Source organism: Nocardioides glacieisoli (genome assembly GCF_004137245.1).
Taxonomy (GTDB): domain Bacteria; phylum Actinomycetota; class Actinomycetes; order Propionibacteriales; family Nocardioidaceae; genus Nocardioides; species Nocardioides glacieisoli.
The window spans coordinates 158,655-177,676 of the sequence record NZ_SDWS01000002.1 but is presented as its reverse complement, the minus strand read 5'-3'; the positions used below and the strand labels follow the sequence as shown (position 1 = coordinate 177,676).

Annotated in this window: 21 protein-coding genes; 5 read left to right on the top strand and 16 right to left on the bottom strand. The window is 70.1% G+C overall.

What is annotated here, in order from left to right; genetic code table 11:
• Window positions 1–81: 81 nt before the first annotated feature.
• The 6 genes from EUA06_RS04985 to EUA06_RS04960 form a co-directional block, all read right to left on the bottom strand.
• Window positions 82–384, bottom strand: a complete 303-nt coding sequence (locus EUA06_RS04985) for a DUF1416 domain-containing protein (RefSeq protein ID WP_129473921.1) — start codon at window positions 382–384, stop codon at window positions 82–84.
• The gene (locus EUA06_RS04980; protein ID WP_129473920.1) at window positions 384–1,232 is read right to left on the bottom strand and encodes a sulfurtransferase; all 849 of its coding nucleotides are present in this window, start codon (window positions 1,230–1,232) and stop codon (window positions 384–386) included. The genes EUA06_RS04985 and EUA06_RS04980 overlap by 1 nt, the downstream gene beginning before the upstream one ends.
• Before the next feature lie 75 nt (window positions 1,233–1,307).
• Window positions 1,308–1,775: a DUF4395 domain-containing protein gene (locus EUA06_RS04975; protein WP_129473919.1), complete on the bottom strand. Its 468-nt coding sequence runs from the start codon at window positions 1,773–1,775 to the stop codon at window positions 1,308–1,310.
• Window positions 1,776–2,058: 283 nt separating this feature from the next.
• Window positions 2,059–2,520, bottom strand: coding sequence for a TlpA family protein disulfide reductase (locus EUA06_RS04970; RefSeq protein WP_129473918.1), 462 nt, complete (start codon window positions 2,518–2,520; stop codon window positions 2,059–2,061).
• Between the two features lie 64 nt (window positions 2,521–2,584).
• On the bottom strand, window positions 2,585–4,642 hold the full coding sequence (locus EUA06_RS04965; RefSeq protein ID WP_129473917.1) for a carboxypeptidase-like regulatory domain-containing protein: 2,058 nt from the start codon (window positions 4,640–4,642) through the stop codon (window positions 2,585–2,587).
• A gap of 262 nt (window positions 4,643–4,904) precedes the next feature.
• A complete protein-coding gene (locus EUA06_RS04960; RefSeq protein ID WP_129473916.1) occupies window positions 4,905–5,201 on the bottom strand; it encodes a MoaD/ThiS family protein in 297 nt (98 codons plus the stop codon).
• A 45-nt stretch (window positions 5,202–5,246) separates the two neighbouring features.
• On the opposite strand from EUA06_RS04960, the gene EUA06_RS04955 reads away from it, so the two are divergent.
• From EUA06_RS04955 to mshD, 3 genes are all read left to right on the top strand, one after another.
• On the top strand, window positions 5,247–5,975 hold the full coding sequence (locus EUA06_RS04955) for a winged helix-turn-helix transcriptional regulator (RefSeq protein ID WP_129473915.1): 729 nt from the start codon (window positions 5,247–5,249) through the stop codon (window positions 5,973–5,975).
• Between the two features lie 116 nt (window positions 5,976–6,091).
• Window positions 6,092–7,075 (top strand): type IV toxin-antitoxin system AbiEi family antitoxin domain-containing protein, encoded by a 984-nt coding sequence (locus EUA06_RS04950; protein WP_129473914.1) that lies wholly within the window; start codon window positions 6,092–6,094, stop codon window positions 7,073–7,075.
• A gap of 31 nt (window positions 7,076–7,106) precedes the next feature.
• The gene (mshD, locus tag EUA06_RS04945; protein WP_129473913.1) at window positions 7,107–7,919 is read left to right on the top strand and encodes a mycothiol synthase; all 813 of its coding nucleotides are present in this window, start codon (window positions 7,107–7,109) and stop codon (window positions 7,917–7,919) included.
• A gap of 4 nt (window positions 7,920–7,923) precedes the next feature.
• Here the strand turns inward: mshD and ygfZ are convergent, their stop codons facing one another.
• The 5 genes from ygfZ to EUA06_RS04920 form a co-directional block, all read right to left on the bottom strand.
• Entirely contained in the window at window positions 7,924–8,871 is a 948-nt protein-coding gene (gene ygfZ / locus EUA06_RS04940; RefSeq protein ID WP_129473912.1) for a CAF17-like 4Fe-4S cluster assembly/insertion protein YgfZ, read from the bottom strand.
• Between the two features lie 9 nt (window positions 8,872–8,880).
• Entirely contained in the window at window positions 8,881–10,161 is a 1,281-nt protein-coding gene (locus EUA06_RS04935; protein ID WP_165354260.1) for an MFS transporter, read from the bottom strand.
• A complete protein-coding gene (locus tag EUA06_RS04930; RefSeq protein ID WP_129473910.1) occupies window positions 10,158–10,721 on the bottom strand; it encodes an ArsR/SmtB family transcription factor in 564 nt (187 codons plus the stop codon). The genes EUA06_RS04935 and EUA06_RS04930 overlap by 4 nt, the downstream gene beginning before the upstream one ends.
• A gap of 162 nt (window positions 10,722–10,883) precedes the next feature.
• On the bottom strand, window positions 10,884–11,303 hold the full coding sequence (locus tag EUA06_RS04925; RefSeq protein ID WP_129473909.1) for a Fur family transcriptional regulator: 420 nt from the start codon (window positions 11,301–11,303) through the stop codon (window positions 10,884–10,886).
• Window positions 11,300–11,794 carry a heme-binding beta-barrel domain-containing protein gene (locus EUA06_RS04920; protein ID WP_129473908.1) on the bottom strand — a complete coding sequence of 165 codons (495 nt, stop codon included), beginning with the start codon at window positions 11,792–11,794 and terminating at the stop codon, window positions 11,300–11,302. The genes EUA06_RS04925 and EUA06_RS04920 overlap by 4 nt, the downstream gene beginning before the upstream one ends.
• Window positions 11,795–11,816: 22 nt before the next feature.
• Between EUA06_RS04920 and EUA06_RS04915 the strand changes: the two genes are divergently transcribed.
• Together EUA06_RS04915 and EUA06_RS04910 are read left to right on the top strand one after the other, a co-directional pair.
• Window positions 11,817–12,179: a DsrE family protein gene (locus EUA06_RS04915; protein WP_129473907.1), complete on the top strand. Its 363-nt coding sequence runs from the start codon at window positions 11,817–11,819 to the stop codon at window positions 12,177–12,179.
• Window positions 12,180–12,237: 58 nt separating this feature from the next.
• Window positions 12,238–14,415, top strand: a complete 2,178-nt coding sequence (locus EUA06_RS04910) for an RNA degradosome polyphosphate kinase (protein ID WP_129473906.1) — start codon at window positions 12,238–12,240, stop codon at window positions 14,413–14,415.
• Window positions 14,416–14,433: 18 nt separating this feature from the next.
• Here the strand turns inward: EUA06_RS04910 and EUA06_RS04905 are convergent, their stop codons facing one another.
• From EUA06_RS04905 to pstC, 5 genes are all read right to left on the bottom strand, one after another.
• On the bottom strand, window positions 14,434–15,429 hold the full coding sequence (locus tag EUA06_RS04905; protein ID WP_129473905.1) for an inorganic phosphate transporter: 996 nt from the start codon (window positions 15,427–15,429) through the stop codon (window positions 14,434–14,436).
• A 4-nt stretch (window positions 15,430–15,433) separates the two neighbouring features.
• A complete protein-coding gene (locus EUA06_RS04900) occupies window positions 15,434–16,051 on the bottom strand; it encodes a DUF47 domain-containing protein (RefSeq protein WP_129474386.1) in 618 nt (205 codons plus the stop codon).
• Between the two features lie 237 nt (window positions 16,052–16,288).
• Window positions 16,289–17,059, bottom strand: coding sequence for a phosphate ABC transporter ATP-binding protein PstB (gene pstB / locus EUA06_RS04895; protein WP_242498017.1), 771 nt, complete (start codon window positions 17,057–17,059; stop codon window positions 16,289–16,291).
• Between the two features lie 119 nt (window positions 17,060–17,178).
• On the bottom strand, window positions 17,179–18,081 hold the full coding sequence (gene pstA, locus EUA06_RS04890) for a phosphate ABC transporter permease PstA (protein ID WP_129473903.1): 903 nt from the start codon (window positions 18,079–18,081) through the stop codon (window positions 17,179–17,181).
• Window positions 18,081–19,016, bottom strand: coding sequence for a phosphate ABC transporter permease subunit PstC (pstC, locus tag EUA06_RS04885; RefSeq protein ID WP_129473902.1), 936 nt, complete (start codon window positions 19,014–19,016; stop codon window positions 18,081–18,083). Before pstC ends, pstA begins: the two co-directional genes overlap by 1 nt.
• Window positions 19,017–19,022 lie beyond the last annotated feature (6 nt).

The following is a 19,022-nucleotide window of genomic DNA, read 5'->3' as shown; positions in this document are numbered from 1 at the left end:
TGCCACCGCAATTGCGCCAAGACCACGAGGAAAATGCGAGAACCGCCCCGTACGCCGAGCGTGCGGGGCGGTTCGAGCCGGTCAGGCGGAGACGAGCACCTGCACCTCGGCCACCGAGCCGGTGGCGGCGGTGACCTTGGTGTCCACCGGCTCGGCCTTGGGGGCCAGCGTCCGCAGCGTCCACTCGCCGTCCCCGGCGAAGAACCGGAAGTGGCCGGTGGCCGAGGTGGGGACCTCAGCAGTGAACTCGCCCGTGCGGTCGAGCAGTCGCACGTAGGCGTTGCCGACGGGCTCGCTGCCGCGCAGGACCTGGCCCTGGATCACGGCCTCCTTGGCGACGTTGACGCCGTCGAGCGACAGGCCGCCCTCGGTCGCGCCGCACATCAGGCGTCACCCGGCTCGTCGCCGAGGGCGACCGGGACGCCGACCAGCGAGCCGTACTCGGTCCACGAGCCGTCGTAGTTCTTCACGTTCTTCTTGCCGAGGAGCTCCTGCAGGACGAACCAGGTCAGCGACGAGCGCTCACCGATGCGGCACAGCGCGATGGTGTCCTTGGACTCGTCGAAGCCCACCTCGTCGTAGAGCGCCTTGAGGTCGGCCTCGGACTTGAAGGTGCCGTCGTCGTTGGCGTTCTTGCTCCACGGCACGTTGACCGACGTCGGGACGTGGCCGGCGCGCTGCGCCTGCTCCTGCGGGAGGTGCGCCGGGGCGAGCAGCCGGCCGGCGTACTCGTCGGGGCTCCGCACGTCGACCAGGTTCTGCGAGCCGATCGCAGCGACGACCTCGTCGCGGAACGCGCGGATCGAGGTGTCCTGCTCCGAGGCGGTGTACGTCGTCGCGGCGCGCGTGGGCACCTCGTCGGTCAGCTCGCGGGAGTCGAGCTCCCACTTCTTGCGGCCGCCGTCGAGGAGCTTGACGTCCTGGTGGCCGTAGAGCTTGAAGTACCAGTAGGCGTAGGCGGCGAACCAGTTGTTGTTGCCGCCGTAGAGGACGACCGTGTCGTCGTTGCTCACGCCGCGGCTGGAGAGCAGCGCCTCGAACTGGGCCTTGTTGACGAAGTCGCGGCGGACCTGGTCCTGGAGGTCGGTGGTCCAGTCGAGCTTGATGGCGCCACGGATGTGGCCCTTGTCGTAGGCGGAGGTGTCCTCGTCGACCTCGATGAGGACGACGCCGTCGGTGTCGAGGTTGTCCTCGGCCCACTGGGCGGTGACGAGCGAGTTCTCGCGGCTCATGGTGGGTGTGCTCCTAATTTCTCGTTGGTCGAGGAAGGACGAAGTCCTGTCTCGAGACCGGGGCGATCGATCTGGTCAGGCGGTGGCGATGAAACGGCGGATGAGCAGGTAGACCTCGCATCCCAGGCAGAAGGCGAAGACGGCGTTGAGCAGGGCCGCGACGAGCGCGGCTCCCACGGCGACCTGGGCCACGAGCGTGGCGCCGGCCAGGAACGCGACCAGGCCGACGAGAGCGAAGGCCAGGCCGACCGCCTGCGCGAAGCGCGGCGGCTCGGGCGCCTCCAGCTCGGCGGGCGGTGCCAGCCGGGGCCGGACGAGCGTGCGGAACAGCCACGCGTACGGCGTGGCCTGCACGCCGCGCAGCGCGCCGGTCGCGAACAGGACGGCCTGCACGGCGAGCAGGACGGTCGCGGCAGGCTGCGGCAGGAGCAGGACGGCGACGAGCACCGCCGCCGTGATGCCGGCAGCCAGCTGGGGACCGCGCGGGTCGATGCCGCGGGCGACAGTCAGGCTGTCGACGGTGGGCGAAGCAGTGGTGGTCATGTCTCTCCTGGATGGTCGGCGCGGCGCAGAGGCCGGACGCACCGGGCACGTGCCGGGTGCGGGGTCCCACCGTGGAGCATAGTCCAGTAACTACATAGACTTTATGGCTCAGTTGAGGGGCAGGACCATCACGACATTCGACACAGCGCCGAGCGCACGCGGCAGTGATCCACTGCGCGGCGCTTGGTGAGCATGGTCGAGGACATGGCGACGACAGTAGGCGACACGGGCTCGCGTTCCCGCGGCTGTCTCGCCATGTGGTCACAACATCCGTATCGTGAGATCATGCCTGCGCCAGCGCGCTCAGGACCTGGTCGCGGGTCGGCGCGCCGGTCGCCCGGGTGATCTCGAGGCCGGCCGCGTCCAGCACCACGGTGGTGGGTGTTCGCAGGATGCCGAGGGCACGGGTCGCGTCGAGGTGGTGCTCGGCATCGACCTCGACGTGGGCCACACCCTCGACGAGTCCCGCGACGTCGGCGAGGACCCGGCGGGTGGCGCGGCAGGGAGCGCAGAACGCGCTGGAGAACTGGAGCAGCGTGGCCCGCTCGCCCAAGGTCTCCCCCACGGCTTCCACCACCTCTGCTGCCGGTCTCGCGACAGGACTTCGTCCCTCCTCGAGCAGCAGAGGGTTCGAGCGGCGTACGACGTGGGTGCCGCGGAAGCGACCGTCGGTGCCGAGCCGCCAGAGGCCGAACGCGAGCGCGAGCACGACAGCGCCGACGGCGATCCAGGCTCCGGAGGTCATGCCCGTCCCAACGCCGACGGCCCCCGCGGGTGTTCCCGCAGGGGCCGTCGTGTGTCGCTGGTGATCAGCGCTTGAGCTTGACCTTCTTCTGGATGTCGCCAGAGCCGACCTTGCCCTTGCCCTTCACGGAGAAGACGAGCTTGTGCTTCCCCTTGCCGAGGGACTTCTTGAACCGGACGACGCCGGCGCCCTTCGTGATCTTGCCCTTGCCCAGCTTCTTCAGCTTGTCGTCGCCGTTCTTCTTGACGCCGACGATCTCGAAGACGGTGATCGTGGCCTTGACCTTCTTGGCCTTCAGGGGCTTGACCTTGAGGGTGATCGCCGCCGACCTGCCGGTGATCCTGGCCTTGACCTTGGGCTTGAAGCCCACCTTGGCGGTGGTCTTCGTGATGGCCTGGCCCTGCGCGAAGCCGGCGTCGTTGGTGACGCGGCCGGTGAGCTTCTTGCCCAGCAGCGACTTCGTCACCTTGAGCGTCGGCGTGGTGGCGACGACCGTGGTGCCGACCAGCCACTCGTAGGAGATGCGCGAGTTGGCCTGGGTGTTCCAGCGACCGGCGTCGATGCCGACGGTCTTGCCCACCCACGCGTTGCCCGTGACCTCGGGCCGCTCGACCGCCGTGATCTCCTTGCTCAGCGAGGCCGAGATCCCGGTGGTCATCTGGCCCGGCTTGACCGTGATGGTGGTGGCGTCCTCGGGGAGGGCGTTCTTCCACCACTCCGGGACGTGGTTGGTGCCACCGAACCGGACTGTGTAGTCACCGGCCCACAGCGTGCGGTCGTCGTAGGTGCCGTCGGTCTCCGTGGCGGTGCTCCCGGCGTCCTGAAGGTCGCTGTTGCGGAAGGACACGAAGCCCGACTCGGGAAGGCCGCCTCCGTCGCTGGTGACCGAGCCGCTCACGCCGCCCGCGACGGGCAGGGTGAAGTCGAGGGTCCGCGGGGCCGCGGTCACGACCGCAGCAGTCTGGTAGTCGAGCTTGTTGCCCGACCACGTCGGGCGACGGAGGAAGTCACCCTCCTCGCGCGGCCCGCTGCTCTCGTCGCCGTCACTGACCTCCACCTTGAACTCCGTCTCGCCGCCGATGCGGTCGAGCTCGGTGAGGACGTACTGGCCGGCGCGGTTGCTGTAGGTCGTCGCGACGACCTTCCTCGCGTCCGGGTCGGCAGGGGTGTCGTAGACCTCGACGAGGTAGCCGACCCCGATGGTGCCGAGCTCGTCGCGGACGGTGCCGCTGAGGTCGACGCCGTTGGGCGGAGCGGTCGTGACGGGCGCGAGGGCCGCGTCGATGCCGCCCACGGCCTGGCCGACGCCGACGGTGACCCTGGTGGCCCCGGCGAAGTTCGTGATCGGCACGTTGTTGTAGTACTCGCTGACGTACTCGCCGATGGGGTCGCTGAACGACACGACCTGGTCGCCGGTGTCGACACCCTCGATGAGGTAGATGCCGCTGGCGTCGGTCCAGTCGCAGCGGCCGCCGGCGCACGCCCGAGCCCGGTGGAGCGGGACGCCCGCGTCGCTGGTGATCCGGCCCGTGATGGAGCCGCCGGGTGCCAGGGTCACCACGCCGACGCTGGTGCCGGCGGCCGTCGGGACGACGGGCTCGGCGGCCGGCAGCGTGGCCTTGTCGTTGTAGTACTCGGTGGCGAGCGACCCGCCGTTGGCGTAGCCGCTGAAGCGCAGCTTCACCGCGTTGACCGAGGTGATGCGGAAGCCGCCGTCGGCGTCGGTCGTGAAGCTGTCGAGCTCGTCGCCGGTCGAGGCGTCGTACGCCTGGACGAACGCTCCGTCGACGGGCTTGCCGAGCGTGTCCTGGACGACGCCGGTCACGTGGGGCAGGCGGTCAACGGTCCAGGCGGGGAGCGTCTGGGCGACGCCGGCGACGGTGACGACGTCGGCCGTGGCCTGGTCCGCCTTGTCGCGGTACCACTCGCCGGTGAAGTCGAAGCCCGAGAACTCCAGCTTGTAGGCGCCGTCATTGAGCGGGAGGTCGAAGGCTCCGTTGCTGAAGGAGTCGACCGCGACGGTGAGGCCCGATCCGTCGACCGCGCGGACCGATCCCTCTACGTAGTTGCCGTTGGCGTCAACGACGCTGCCGCTGACCATGACGGCCGCGTTGGCTGGCACGGCCGCGACCGTGCTCAGTGCTGCCGCGGCCAGCGCTCCCGCTGCCACGACCGATGTGAGGCGCGAGCGCGCCCCTGACCCAGATTGCATCCTGGTTCCCCCTTGAAGTTCGAGATCACTGCATGGAGCCGCGCGAACCCGCTCGCCGACGCACTGCGTCACCGAACCGGCACGTCCCCCGTGCGGAGCCATGGGACTCCGAACGGGTGCATCATGTCCCACTCCAGCCACTCCCCAAACATGGGGCCGGAAAGATTTCCGATCAGCCCCCGGCGAAGGGCGGCAACAGCTCGACGACCGAGCCGGGGGCGACGGCCACCGTCGCCGGGTCCTGGGAGCGCACCGGCCGGTCGCCGACGAGGACCGAGCACACCGCGACGGTGCGCGCCATCCGGTCGTCGGGATGCCGCTCGAGCACGCGGGCGACGAGGTCGGCCAGGGTCACGTCTCCGTCGACCTCGAAGGAGTCCTCGGCCGTTCCTGCAGCGGCTCGGGCGCCCGCCCAGTAGCGCACAGTCACCGTCTCACGACTCTGATCACGCCCGTCCACACCTGCCATGCGGGATATCCTTCCTCATCGCCCGGCGCCGGAGGAGGTCCAGCCATGAGTGCACTCCTGCTGCTCACTGGCGCGCTCCAACCCTCGGCCGAGGTGCTCCCCGGGCTGGCCCTCCTCTCGCACAGCGTGAAGATCCTGCCTGCCCAGGGCAGTGCCCTGCTCGACGCTCCTCCGGCCGACCTCGTCCTCGTCGACGGTCGCCAGGACCTCGCCGCGGCCCGTGACCTCTGCCGGCTGATCCGCACGACGGGCGCCGATGCTCCCGTGCTCCTCGTCGTCACCGAGGGTGGCCTGGCGGTCGTCGCACACGACTGGGGCATGGACGACGTGGTGCTGCACACCTGCGGTCCGGCCGAGCTCGAGGCCAGGATCCGGCTCGCGATCGGCCGCGCCGGCGCCGACGCCCCGGACGACCCGTCGGCCCACGTGATCCACCGGGGCGAGGTCGTCGTCGACGACGCGACCTACACCGCGCGCATCGGCGGCCGCCCGCTCGACCTCACCTACAAGGAGTTCGAGCTCCTCAAGTACCTCGCCCAGCACCCCGGCCGCGTCTTCAGCCGCGAGCAGCTGCTGCAGGAGGTGTGGGGCTACGACTACTTCGGCGGCACCCGCACCGTCGACGTGCACGTGCGCCGCCTGCGCGCCAAGCTCGGCACCGAGCACGAGCACCACATCGGCACGGTCCGCAACGTCGGCTACCGCTTCGTCGTGCCGACGCGCGAGCCCTCGTCGGAGCCGTCGGAGACGTCGACAAGCCGCTCCACCTCCTAGCCCCACCACTGCGGGGACGATCGTCCTGACATTTCGCGGACGACCTTCCCCACTGGTTCGTCCACAGATCTCTAGGCGCCCGAGTGGGAGGCCCACCGCGCGGGCAGACGCTCGTCGTGCGACTCGATCCCGTGGCCGACCTCCTCTCCCAGCAGGACGGCGTCGTCTCCCGCCGCCAGCTCCTGGACGCCGAGCTGACGCAGGCCCAGGTCGACACGCTCCTGCGACGGCGGGACCTCGTCGTCGTGCACCCCGGCACCTACCTCAGCCACACCGGGACGCCGACGTGGTCCCAGCGGTGCTGGGCGGCAGTGCTGTACGCCGGTCGCTCGGCGCTGCACCTGGGGTCCGCACTGCACCAGCCCGGCCGCGGGGCCGACCCGAGCGGCCCGATCCACCTGGCCGTGGACTGGACCCGACGCGTGGCCCCGCAGCCGGGCGTCCACCTCCACCGGGTTCGCGACCTCGACGACCTGGTCCGGTGGAACCTGTCACCGCCCCGGGTCCGGCTCGAGGTGGCCGCGGTGGAGACGGCGCACCGGGCACCGGACGACCTCGCAGCGATCTCGGCCCTGGCGGCGGTCGTCGGCGCGCGGCGCACGGTCCCGCGTCGCCTCGAGCTCGAGATGGAGCGGCGTGGCCGGCTGCGGCGCCGGGGCCTGCTGACCGACCTGCTCGCCGACCTCGACCGCGGCACGCACAGCGTGCTGGAGCACGGCTACCTCGTCCGCGTGCTCCGGCCGCACGGCTTGCCCCAGCCCACGTCGCAGCAGGAGGTGGTGAGCACAGCCGTCGGGACGGAGTACCGGGACGCCACGCACGCCGACCTGGAGCTGGTCGTCGAGCTCGACGGGCAGCTGCACGACGGCTCCGAGGCCCGCGACGACGACGCGGACCGCGACCTCGATGACCTGGCGAGGGGCCGGGTCACGCCGCGGCTGCGCTACCGGCAGGTCTTCGGCACCCCGTGTCGTACGGCATCGAGGCTCGCCGTCCTCTTCGCCGCGCGCGGCTGGGGAGGCACGCCCCGCTCGTGCCGCGAGCCGGGGTGCGACGTGGGAGGTTCGTCGCGACATGTCGCCGACGACCTTCCCCACTGAGGGGATCACCCCGGCTGGCTAGGGTCGGCGCATGGACGACGCCGCCGAGGTCACTCGCATCGCCGACGCTGCCGAGGCCGTCGACGGCGCCTCTCCTCTCGACGAGGCGGCCCGCATCGCGCTCGCGGACGGCGCGGCCACTGTCATCGTGGAGCGCGGTGGCTTCGCGCTGCTGCACGACGGCGACCTCAGCCTGGCGGTGCAGCCGGACTCCCGGGGGCGCGGCGTGGGCACCGCGTTGCTGGAGGGCGTGGCGTCGTACGACGGTGAGCTGGTGGCCTGGTCGCACGGCGACCACCCGGCCGCGGCGCGGCTCGCGACGACGTACGGCTGGGAACGGGTCCGCGACCTGTGGGTGATGCGGCGTCCCACCTCGCTGCCGCTGTCGCCGCTCGAGCTCCCCGACGGGCTGACGATCCGCTCCTACGACGACTCCGACGCGGACGCGATCGTGGCGGTCAACGCCGCCGCCTTCGCGAGCCACCCCGAGCAGGGCGCGATGGACCGCGGCAACCTCGCCCGCCGGATGGCCGAGCCGTGGTTCGACCCGGCGGGGCTGCTCGTCGCGGAGGACGGCTCGGGCGTGCTCGGCTTCCACTGGACCAAGCAGCACGACGAGCGGCTCGGCGAGGTGTACGTCGTCGGCGTCTCGCCGCAGGCCCAGGGCCGCGGTCTCGGCAAGCTGCTCACCCTGGCCGGGCTGCACCACCTCGCCGGCCTCGGCGTCGAGGAGGTCCTGCTCTACGTCGAGTCCGACAACGGGCCCGCCGTGGCCGTCTACTCACGGCTGGGGTTCGCGCACGCGGACGCGGACACCCACGTCCAGTACCGCCGGGGTGCCTAGGGCGTCAGCGGAGCGGTCGGACGTGGAGGCCGACCTCGGGGTCGACGATGACCTCCTGCGCCGCGGGCATGTCGTCCACGGTGAGCGCCGCGTCGACCGGCACGTTGCGCTTGACCAGCGCGAGCGCGATCGGGCCGAGCTCGTGGTGGCGGGCGCTCGAGCCGACGAAGCCGACGTCGCGGCCCTCGTAGGACACGGGCGAGCCGACGGGCGGCAGGCGGTTCTCGGAGCCGTCGAGGTGCAGCAGCACCAGCCGGCGGGGAGGGCGACCGAGGGTGTGGACCCGGGCCACCGTCTCCTGCCCCCGGTAGCAGCCCTTGTCGAGGTGCACCGCCGGGCCGATCCAGCCGACCTCGTTGGGGATGGTGCGGTGGTCGGTGTCGAGGCCGAAGCGGGCCTCACCGCGCTCGATCCGGAGCGCCTCGAAGGCCCAGAGGCCGGCGGCCGGGCCGGCGGCCTCGGCGTAGGCCGCGAGCTTGTCGCGGGGCACGAGGTCGTAGCGGCCTGCCCCCCGTGACTGAGCGTCACCCGGGCGCCACATCACGGCGAGGTCGTCGACCAGGGCGACCTCGACGCGGGTCATGAACTTCATCCGCTCGAGCCACTCGACGAGGGCGGGGCCGGCACCGGGCTCGGTGTGCGCGGTGAACGCCTCACCGTCGTCGACGCCGGTGAACGCGTGCTCGACGTGGCCCTGCGGGCTCAGCACGAGCGCCTGCGTCCAGGCGCCGGGTGCGAGACCGTCGAAGTACTGGGTCGTGAGGTTGTGCAGCCAGCTGAGTCGCTCGGGGCCGGAGACCCGCAGCACGTCGCGGTGCGAGAGGTCCACGAACCCGTCGCCCTGCGCCAGCGCGCGCTGCTCGGTGTTGAACGAGCCGTAGTGCGCGGCGACCAGGGCGTCGATGCCGTCGCCGGCGACGGCCCCGGGCAGGGCGAGGAGGGGGCTGGACATGACTCGAGTCTACGAGGCGCCCACGCCGGGCCCCAGCGGCGACGACGGCTCGAGCGCGGGGGGCGGGTCGTCGTCGACCCCTTCGGTGACGAGGTCCTCGGTCGTACGACCTCGCAGCTCGTCGCGCAGCCAGAAGGCGACGTGCGCCGCACCCGCCAGCGTCGCGACCCCGATGACGAGGAATATCCAGCGCCAGTCGATCAGCGTCACCAGCAGCGCGCCGAAGGCGAGCGACACCGCGCTAGGCACCGTCATCACGACCTCGGCGGCCGTCGAGACGCGGCCCATCAGCCGCTGGGGCGTGCGGCGCTGGAGGATCGTCATGTAGGCCACGACCAGCAGCGGGAGCGAGGCCCCGAAGAGCACCACGCTGACGAGCACCCCGGCCATGGCCGGCGACGCGGCGATGCCGAGCGCGCTCACCCCGAGGAGCACCAGCCCGAGCGTGCTGGTCGCAACCTCGCCGAGACGGCGTACGCACCGGGCGGAGAGCACACCGCCGGCGACCGCCCCGATGCCCTGCACCGAGACGATCACGCTGACGTAGGTCGCGGGCTTGTCGAAGTGGTCGGTGAGGGCGAAGATCGCGGACTCGGTGAAGCCGAGGACGAGCATCGAGAGGCCGAAGCCGATCAGCAGGTTGCCGAGCACCCGGTCGTGCACGAGGTGTCGCAGTCCCTCGGTGAGCTGGCTCCAGTAGGCCGCCTCCTCGTGCTCCGGCTCCTCCTCCTCGACCCGGATCGTGGAGATGACGGCGGCCGCGACGACGAACGATGCGATGTCGACGAGCGCGACGACCCAGCCGCCCAGCCAGGCGAACAGGGCGGCACCCAGCAGCGGGCCGAAGAGGCGGTAGGACTCCTTGATCGTCTGGATGCTCGAGTTGGCGTCGACGAGCAGGTCGTCGGGCATCAGCTCCTTGAGCAGCCCGTTGATGCCGGCGGGCAGGACCACGAAGCTGATGCCGTAGACCCCGGCCACGGTCCAGATGATCCAGACGTCACCGGCGTCGCGGACCAGCAGCAGCGGCATCACGGCCACCGCGGACAGCAGGTTGCCCCACACGAGCATCGGCTTGCGCTTGATGCGGTCGATCCACACGCCCACCAGCGGCGCGAAGATCGCCGGGATGCACATGAAGAAGAAGGTGAAGCCCGCCATCGCGCTCGAGCCGGTCAGCGTCTTCACCCAGATGCTCAGGACGAGCAGCATGATCGAGTCGCCGAGTATCGACGTGGACAGTCCGGCGAAGAGTCGGCTGAAGCCCGGCTGGGCGAACGCCGCCTTCACCGGGTCACCTCGACAGCGGCGCCCCACGCGACGATCTCGCAGAGGCGGGCACCCTCGGGTCGTTCGCCGGTGGCGAGGCGCTCCGCATAGGTGCCGGCCACCTCCTGCAACCGGGTGGTCAGGTCGGCGAGCTCCTCGGCGGTGAGCCAGGCGACGTTCTGCGACATGCCGGCGCTTTCGCGCCACGTCGCGCTCTCCTCGCGCTCGCTGGCGTCGAGGAACCGGTCGACCCACCGCTCCATCAGCATCCGGCTCAGCGCCTGGCCGGCGCGCAGTTCATCGGGGGTGACGTCGTCGTCCTCGGCCCAGGACATGCCGATGTGCCGCATCTGCCACGGACGCTGCCGCCCGGCCCCGCCGGCCGCCTCCTCGATGAAGTCGTGCTCGGCGAGCTTGCGCAGGTGCCACGAGCAGTTCGCCGGCGACTCGTCGAGGCGGTCGGCGAGCTGGGTGGCCGTCATCGCGCCCTCGACCGACAGCAGCTCGATGATGGCCATGCGCACCGGGTGCGCGACGGCTTGCAGGGCACGGGGGTCACGCAGGCGACGGGGGGGACTCACCCGTCGAAAGTACTCTTTCGAAAGAAGTGTTGCAACAGTCTGTTCAGCCGCACCGTGAAGGCAGTTGGCGCCAGCGTCGGGTCGCGCTGAGCGTGCAACGCGTTCGCTCGGGCTCGAACTGCCTGCATGGTGCGCGACCTCGGGCGTGAGTCTCTCGGAGACTCAGGTGCCAGCGGAGCCGCAGTCGGCGCACTCACCGAAGATCGCGAGGTGGCCGACGTCGACGACGAACCCGTCGGCCGCGAGGGCATCGACCACGGGCTGCACGACAGCGGGGTCGTACGACCGCACCTTCTGGCAGCGGCGGCAGACCACGTGGACGTGCTCGTGCTCGAGGGCGGAGTGATAGGTCGGCGCCCGGTCGCTGAGGTGCGTGTGGCGCACCAGCCCGAGCTCCTCGAGCACCTCGAGCGTGCGGTAGACGGTCGAGGCGTTGACCGAGCTGACCTGGCTGCGCACGTGGGCGAGCACCTCGTCAGGCGTCGCGTGGCGCAGCTCCACGACCGCCCGCAGGATGAGCTGGCGCTGCGGGGTGAGCCGCAGGCCCTGCTCCCTCAGCCGGGTCGCGAGGTCGTCGTTCATGCCCTCTGCAGCCGTCCCCAGGTGTGCGGCTGGAGCTCCTGGCCGACAGCCGCCATGTCGTAGGCGTAGAGGAGGTCTCCCTCGACGTTGCCGTACATCCGCGACCCCGCGGTGACCTCCTTGGCGGTCTCGGTGAAGGAGACGCCGGCGGTGTGCATCTCGACCTTTCCGGCATCGGCCGCGCCGTACCAGATCTCCGAGAAGCCGATGTTGTGCGACAGCAGGAACTCGACCTTGCCGGGCTCGGGGCAGCGCAGGAAGCCCGTCTCCATCGCGGCGTCGCGGACGAACTCGCCGTCCTCGTCGACGATCCACGCGCGCGACATGTAGTGGAAGAACGGCCGGCCGTCGTGGGTGAAGATCAGCTCCTGGCCGAACTGGAAGGACTCGATCGTCGGGTACGCGCCGTGGCCGTTGCCGCGCCACGTGCCGAGGAGCCAGGCGACGGGGCCGCAGTTGGGGTGCAGGTTGTCCGGCAGCTCGAAAGGCATGGCAGCACTCTAGTGTTCGACCATGGCTCGCTCACTGGTCGTCAAGGTCACCTGCGGCGCCGAGGAGGCGGAGCGCCTCAACCAGGGATTCACCGTCGCCGCCGCGGCTGCCGCGGCGGGCGCGGAGGTCTCGCTGTGGCTGACCGGCGAGGCCGCCTGGTTCGGCGTCCCGGGGCGGGCCGAGGACTTCACCCTCGACCTCGCGACCCCGCTCGACCAGCTGCTGTCGGTCGTGCTCGACAGCGGGTCGGTGACGGTCTGCTCGCAGTGCGCCGCCCGGCGCGGGATCGTCGAGGCAGACCTGCGCGAGGGCGTCCGCATCGCGGGTGCGGCCGTGTTCGCCGAGCAGGTGCTCGGCGACGGCGTGCAGGCGCTCGTCTACTGACGCAGCACGCCTCGAAATACGTCATCCGGCGTTCACCTCCCGGTGCCACACTGGGCCCATGCCGGACCCCGCCACCCTCGCCAGCACCACCTCGCCGTCCGTCGACGAGGGTCCGGTCACGGAGCCCTTCGGCCACCCCACCGACACCTACGACGTCGAGCCGCCCTACACGCCCGACGCGGCCCAGATCGAGGCCGTGGAGAAGTTCGACGACCGCTTCATCGACCGCGAGGTCTCGTGGGTCCACTTCAACCAGCGGGTGCTCGAGCTGGCCGAGGACCCGCGGCTGCCGCTGCTCGAGCGGGTCCGGTTCCTCGCGATCTTCGCCAGCAACCTCGACGAGTTCTTCATGGTCCGCGTCGCCGGCCTCAAGCGCCGGATCGCCGCCGGTGTCGCCGTCCGCGCGGCCAGCGGGCTGATGCCGCGCGAGCAGATCGAGCAGCTGTGGTCGAGCAGCCGTGACCTGATGGAGCGGCACACCCGCGCCTTCGCCGACCTGCTCCCCGAGCTCGGCGCGCAGGGCATCGAGATCGTCCGCTGGGCCGAGCTCGACCGCGAGGAGCAGAAGGTCTGCAAGAAGCTCTTCAAGGACCGGATCTTCCCCGTCCTCACCCCGCTCGCCGTCGACCCCGCCCACCCCTTCCCCTACATCTCCGGTCTGTCGCTCAACCTCGCGGTCGTCGTACGACACCCCAAGACGGGCACCGAGCACTTCGCGCGGGTCAAGGTGCCGCCGACCTTCGGTCGGTTCATCGAGCTGGGCAACCAGCGTTTCGTGCCGATCGAGGACGTCATCGGCGAGCACCTCAAGAAGCTCTTCAACGGCATGGAGGTGCTCGGCGCGCACACCTTCCGGGTGACCCGCAACGAGGACCTCGAGGTCGAGGAGGACGACGCCGAGAACCTGCTGAAGGCGCTCGAGAAGGAGCTGCTGCGCCGCCGCTTCGGCGCGCCCGTGCGGCTCGAGGTCGAGGAGTCGATCGACCCGAAGGTCCTCGACCTGCTCGTCTCCGAGCTCGGCGTCGGCCGCGACGAGGTCGTCGCGCTGCCCGGTCCGCTCGACCTCACCGGGCTGCACTCGATCGCCGACCTGCCGCGCGACGACCTGAAGTACGCCGCCTTCCTCCCGTCGACGCACCCGAGCCTGGCGGAGGTCGAGTCCGCGTCCCCCGTCGACGTCTTCGACTCGGTGGCGCGCCACGACGTGCTGCTGCACCACCCCTACGACTCCTTCGCCACATCGGTGCAGCGCTTCCTCGAGCAGGCGGCCGCCGACCCGCACGTGCTGGCGATCAAGCAGACGCTCTACCGCACGTCGGGCGACAGCCCGATCATCGAGGCACTCATCGATGCCGCGCAGGCCGGCAAGCAGGTCCTCGTGATCGTCGAGATCAAGGCCCGCTTCGACGAGCAGGCCAACATCCGCTGGGCGCGCAAGCTCGAGCACGCCGGCTGCCACGTGGTCTACGGCCTGGTCGGCCTGAAGACCCACTGCAAGCTCTCGATGGTCGTGCGCGACGAGCCCGAGGGCATCCGCCGCTACGTCCACCTCGGCACCGGCAACTACAACCCGAAGACCGCGCGCATCTACGAGGACCTCGGCCTGCTGACCGCCGACCCGGAGATCGGCGAGGACGTCGCTCTGCTCTTCAACAACCTGTCGGGCATCAGCCGCAACCGCACCTACGACCACCTGCTCGTCGCGCCTCACAGCGTCCGCGACGGCCTGATCGCCCAGATCCACCAGGAGATCGCCCACCACCAGGCCGGCCGCGACGCCGGCATCCGGATCAAGGCGAACTCGGTCGTCGACGAGGCGGTCATCGATGCGCTCTACCTCGCCTCGCAGGAGGGCGTGCGGGTCGAGTTGATCATCCGCGGCATCTGCTCGCTGCGTCCCGGCGTGCCCGGCCTGTCGGAGACCATCCGGGTCCGGTCGGTCCTGGGCCGCTTCCTCGAGCACAGCCGGGTGTTCTGGTTCGAGAACGGTGGCGAGCCGGCTGCCTGGATCGGGTCGGCCGACATGATGCACCGCAACCTCGACCGCCGCGTCGAGGTGCTCGTACGCCTGCGCGACGAGCACGTGGTCGACGAGGTGCGCGCCCTCCTTGACCTGTCGCTCGACCCCGGGACGACCGCGTGGGACCTCGACTCGGAAGGCGAGTGGCACCTCCACACCGGCGAGCGGCACCTGCAGGACGAGCTCATCGCACGCCAGCGCCGACGCCGGCGCTGACCGGCGTCGAGGGTGGTGTCAGGGCAGGAAGATGCGGGCCACCCAGTAGCAGACCGCCGCGACGAACGCGGCAGCCGGGAAGGTCAGCACCCAGGCGGTGAGGATCGACTTCGCCACGCCCCAGCGCACGGCTGAGAGGCGCTTGGTCGCGCCAACTCCCATGACGGCTGACGTGATGGTGTGTGTGGTCGAGATGGGCGCCTCGAAGACGTAGGCCGTCGTGTAGAGCACCGAGGCCGCGACCGACTCGGCGGCGAATCCGCGGGGCGGGTCGAGGTGGATGATGCGTCGACCGAGCGTGCGCATGATGCGCCACCCGCCGGACCAGGTGCCCAAGGAGATGGCGGTCGCCGCCGCGATGATGACCCAGAGCGGGAGGCCGTCCGACTCGGCGACGTAGCCGCCGGTGAGCAGGGCCAGGAAGATCACGCCCATCGTCTTCTGCGCGTCCTGGAGACCGTGGCCCAGGGCCATCGCGGCGGCGGAGATGGTCTGCGCGACCTTGAAGCCGCGGTTGGCCTTGCTCGGGTTGGCGTTGCGGAACATCCACATGATCGCGACCATCAGGGCGAACCCGAGGCTGAAGGCAACGACCGGCGAGATGAACATCGGGAGGACGACCTTCTCCAGCACGACCGCCCAGTTGGCGGTAGCGCCCGCGGCCACGGCGGCGCCCACGAGGCCACCGATGAGTGCGTGCGAGGACGACGACGGCAGGCCGTAGTACCAGGTGATCATGTTCCACGAGATGGCACCGAGCAGGCCGCACATCACGATCACCAACCCGTGCGTGCCGGGGCCGGGGTCGATCGTGTCGGACACGGTCTGGGCGACCTTCTGGCCCAGGAACGCGCCGACGAAGTTCATGACGGCCGCCATGGCGAGGGCCACCCGCGGCTTGAGCGCGCCGGTGGAGACCGACGTGGCGATCGCGTTGGCAGCGTCGTGGAACCCGTTGGTGTAGTCGAACACCAGGGCCACGACGACCACCGCGATGATGATCGCGATTTCCATCGGGTCAGGACTCCTTGACGGCGATCTGCTCCACGATGTTGGCGACCTTCTCGAACGCGTCGATCGCCCCCTCGAGCGACTCCACGATGTCCTTGAGCTTCAGCACCTCGAGCGCCTCGAACTCGCCGCTGAACAGGTTGGCGAGGATGCGCCGGTAGGACTTGTCGCCGGTGTTCTCGAGCCGGTTGATCTCGATCCAGTACTCGTCGAGCGAGGCCATCGACTCCAGCGACGGCATCGCCGCTGCGGTCAGCTCGGCGCACCGCTGGAGCACCTCGACCTGCTGGGTCGTCTCGGGCGGCAGCGACGTGACCTCGTAGAGGAGGACGAGGTCGACGGCCTCGTCCATCATGTCCATCACGTCGTCGAGCGCCGAGGCGAGGTTGTAGATGTCCTCGCGGTCGAACGGCGTCACGAACGTGCTGTTGACGCGCCGCACGATCGAGTGGGTGGTCTCGTCGGCGGCGTGCTCGGCCTCGCGCATGCGCTGGGCGATGTCGGCCTTCGAGCTGCCGTCGGACAGCATCTCGCTGAGGAGCTGTGCTCCGACGACGAGGTGGTTGGCGGCTTCGCTGAACAGGTCGTAGAACGAGCTGTCGACAGGGCGGAACTTCAAACGCACGGTGAACTCCGGAGGGGGGACGGATGAACCGTGCTTCATGCTAGGGGGTGAACGACTCCGCGACGCAACTCCTGCCCGCCGTTCGGCGCGTGCCCGTCGTCACGGCCGCACCTCGTGCCCTTCCCGACGCGTGGGCGGATGCCCCGTGAGGAGCGGCTCCGAGAACCCCCGATCACGGAGCCGCCGTCACCGGGCACCCGCCCGCCGCGCTGAGAATGGCGAGGTGCGCCGCGCCGATCAGCCGAAACGACCGGAGATGTAGTCCTCGGTGCGCTTGTCACCCGGCGCCGAGAAGATCGTCGAGGTGAGGTCGTACTCGACGAGCAGGCCCGTCCGGTTGCCGGTGGTCTCGTCCGGTCGCGCGGTGAAGAACGCTGTCCGGTCGGACACACGCGCCGCCTGCTGCATGTTGTGGGTCACGACGATGATCGTGTACTCGTTGCGCAACGTGAGCATGAGGTCCTCGACGCGCGCGGTGGCGATCGGGTCGAGGGCCGAGCACGGCTCGTCCATGAGGATCACGTCGGGCTTGGTGGCGATGGTCCGGGCGATGCAGAGCCGCTGCTGCTGCCCGCCGGAGAGGCCGTACGCCGACTGCTTGAGCTTGTCCTTCACCTCGTCCCACAGGGCGGCACCGTTGAGGGCCTCCTCCACGAGGTCGTCCATGTTGTCGACCTTCATGCCGGTGACCCGGGGGCCGTAGGCGATGTTGTCGTAGATCGACTTGGGGAACGGATTGGGCTTCTGGAAGACCATCCCGATCTGGGTGCGTACGGCGATGGGGTCGACGCGCTTCTCGTAGATGTCCTGGCCGTGGTAGAGCACCTCACCGTCGACGCGGGCGCCGGGCACCAGGTCGTTCATCCGGTTGAGGCAGCGCAGCACGGTGGACTTGCCGCAGCCGGACGGGCCGATCATCGCGGTGATCTCGTGGCGACCGTAGGACAGGTTGACGTCGTGCACGGCGTGGAAGTCGCCGTAGAAGACGTTGAGGTCGCGCGTCTCCATCACCGGGTTGACCGGCTTCGCGGGAAGTCGGCGCTCGTTGTCGACGTGGGCCTCCCCGAGCGAGCTCATGTTGGGGAAGGTGTCGGCAGAAGTGGCTGAAGCCATGTCGGAAGTCTCTCTCACCAGGATCGCTGGAACTTGTTGCGGATGAAGATGGCCAGTGCGTTGAGGCCGAGGACCATCACCAGGAGCACGATGATCGCTGCAGACGCCGCCTGCTGGAGCTCTTCGCGCGAGTTGGACGTCAAGGAGTAGATCTGCATCGGCAGGGCCGTGATGCGGCTCATCACGCCCTCGGGGTCGAAGAGCACCGAGCCGGCGAGACCGACGACGACCAGCGGCGCGGCCTCACCGATGGCGCGGGACAGGCCGAGGATGGTGCCGGTCGCGATCCCCGGGATGGCTGAGGGCAGGGTCTGGCGCCACGTCGTCTGCCACACGGTGGCGCCGAGGGCGAGCGATCCCTGACGGATCTCCCGTGGCACTGCGCGCACCGCCTCGCGGGTCGTGATGATGATGACCGGCAGGATCAGCAGGGCGAGGGCCAGGGCGCCGCCGAGCACGATGCCGGCGTTCTGGAAGCCGAGCAGCGCCATGATCGCGACCGCCAGCAGCCCGTAGACGATGGCCGGGACGGCGGCCAGGTTCTGCAGGTTGACCTCGACGAACCGGTTCCACCGGGTGGTGGGGTCGGCGAACTCCTCGAGGTAGAGGGCTGCCGAGATGCCCAGCGGAACCGCCAGCAGGGCCGTGAACACCATCAACCACAGGCTGCCCAGGATGCCGGCGCGAAAGCCGGACGACTCCGGCCGCACGATCGAGGCGTAGTTGGTGAGCAGCTCGCTGTCGAAGCGGGTCGACCCGTCGATCGCGGTGTTGACGATCAGCGCCAGCAGCACCAGGACCCCGAAGAACATGGAGAACCACAGGGCGATCAGGAAGGCGAGCGAGACGGGTGTCTTGTCCTTGCTCTTGCCGGTGGCCAGGGTGACCTGGCGCGCGGTGGTGGCGGCGATGCTCATCAGTAGACCTGCCTGAAGCGACGGACGAAGCTGATGCTGACGAGGTTCAGCACCAAGGTGATGACGAAGAGCAGCATGCCGACGGCGAAGAGGTTGTTGTAGGCGACCGAGCCCACCGGGTTCTCGCCGCCCGCGGTGGTCGCCATGAAGCCGGTCATCGTCTGCATGCCGTCGCGGGGGTCGAGGCTGAACTGCTTCAGCGCTCCCGCGGCGAGCGTCACGATCATCGTCTCGCCGATGGCCCGAGACATGCCGAGCACGACGGCAGCCGCCACTCCGGACAGGGCCGCCGGGAAAACGACGCGCAGGCTGGTCTGCATGCGGTTGGCACCCATCGCCAGCGATCCCTGCCGCATCGCCTGCGGGACGGCCGAGAAGGCGTCCTCGGCCAGCGAGGCGATGGTCGGGATGATCATCACGCCGAGCACGAGGCCCGCCGCGAGCGCGTTGGTGAAGCCCACGTCGAGGGCAAGGATCTCCTGCAGGAGGGTCGGCGTGACGAAGGTGAGGGCGAAGAAGCCGTAGACCACCGACGGCACGCCCGCGAGGAGCTCGACGGTCGGCTTCAGGATCTTGCGCGCGCGCCGCGAGGCGTACTCCGACAGGTAGAGGGCCGCGCCGAGACCGAGCGGCACCGCGACCAGCAGGGCGATCAAGGTGACCATCAAGGTCGCCGTCACCAACGGGAGCACGGCATAGGTGCCGTCGAAGGCGAAGAAGTCGCCGAACGGGACCTCGCTGAAGAACTCGGTCACGGGCTGGATCAGCGCCGCGATGATCCCGAAGGTGATGGCGATCGAGGCGTAGGCCGAGAGCTGCAGGACGACGGTGATGACCCGCTCACCCGGCCGGGACTTGGGACTGAGGTCGACCGCGGCCGACAGGCCCGTCCCGGAGGACGGACCTGTCGGACCCGCGGTGGCGCTGGTGCTCATACGAGG

What these genes read in the sequence shown, in the direction of transcription:
- EUA06_RS04975 (WP_129473919.1), bottom strand. Translation starts at nt 1,775, where the DNA reads ATGACCACCACTGCTTCGCCCACCGTCGACAGCCTGACTGTCGCCCGC.
- pstC (WP_129473902.1), bottom strand. Translation starts at nt 19,016, where the DNA reads ATGAGCACCAGCGCCACCGCGGGTCCGACAGGTCCGTCCTCCGGGACG.
- EUA06_RS04915 (WP_129473907.1), top strand. Translation starts at nt 11,817, where the DNA reads ATGGCTCGCTCACTGGTCGTCAAGGTCACCTGCGGCGCCGAGGAGGCG.
- EUA06_RS04955 (WP_129473915.1), top strand. Translation starts at nt 5,247, where the DNA reads ATGAGTGCACTCCTGCTGCTCACTGGCGCGCTCCAACCCTCGGCCGAG.
- EUA06_RS04970 (WP_129473918.1), bottom strand. Translation starts at nt 2,520, where the DNA reads ATGACCTCCGGAGCCTGGATCGCCGTCGGCGCTGTCGTGCTCGCGCTC.
- pstB (WP_242498017.1), bottom strand. Translation starts at nt 17,059, where the DNA reads ATGGAGACGCGCGACCTCAACGTCTTCTACGGCGACTTCCACGCCGTG.
- EUA06_RS04905 (WP_129473905.1), bottom strand. Translation starts at nt 15,429, where the DNA reads ATGGAAATCGCGATCATCATCGCGGTGGTCGTCGTGGCCCTGGTGTTC.
- EUA06_RS04980 (WP_129473920.1), bottom strand. Translation starts at nt 1,232, where the DNA reads ATGAGCCGCGAGAACTCGCTCGTCACCGCCCAGTGGGCCGAGGACAAC.
- ygfZ (WP_129473912.1), bottom strand. Translation starts at nt 8,871, where the DNA reads ATGTCCAGCCCCCTCCTCGCCCTGCCCGGGGCCGTCGCCGGCGACGGC.
- mshD (WP_129473913.1), top strand. Translation starts at nt 7,107, where the DNA reads ATGGACGACGCCGCCGAGGTCACTCGCATCGCCGACGCTGCCGAGGCC.
- EUA06_RS04960 (WP_129473916.1), bottom strand. Translation starts at nt 5,201, where the DNA reads ATGGCAGGTGTGGACGGGCGTGATCAGAGTCGTGAGACGGTGACTGTG.
- EUA06_RS04910 (WP_129473906.1), top strand. Translation starts at nt 12,238, where the DNA reads ATGCCGGACCCCGCCACCCTCGCCAGCACCACCTCGCCGTCCGTCGAC.
- pstA (WP_129473903.1), bottom strand. Translation starts at nt 18,081, where the DNA reads ATGAGCATCGCCGCCACCACCGCGCGCCAGGTCACCCTGGCCACCGGC.
- EUA06_RS04985 (WP_129473921.1), bottom strand. Translation starts at nt 384, where the DNA reads ATGTGCGGCGCGACCGAGGGCGGCCTGTCGCTCGACGGCGTCAACGTC.
- EUA06_RS04925 (WP_129473909.1), bottom strand. Translation starts at nt 11,303, where the DNA reads ATGAACGACGACCTCGCGACCCGGCTGAGGGAGCAGGGCCTGCGGCTC.
- EUA06_RS04920 (WP_129473908.1), bottom strand. Translation starts at nt 11,794, where the DNA reads ATGCCTTTCGAGCTGCCGGACAACCTGCACCCCAACTGCGGCCCCGTC.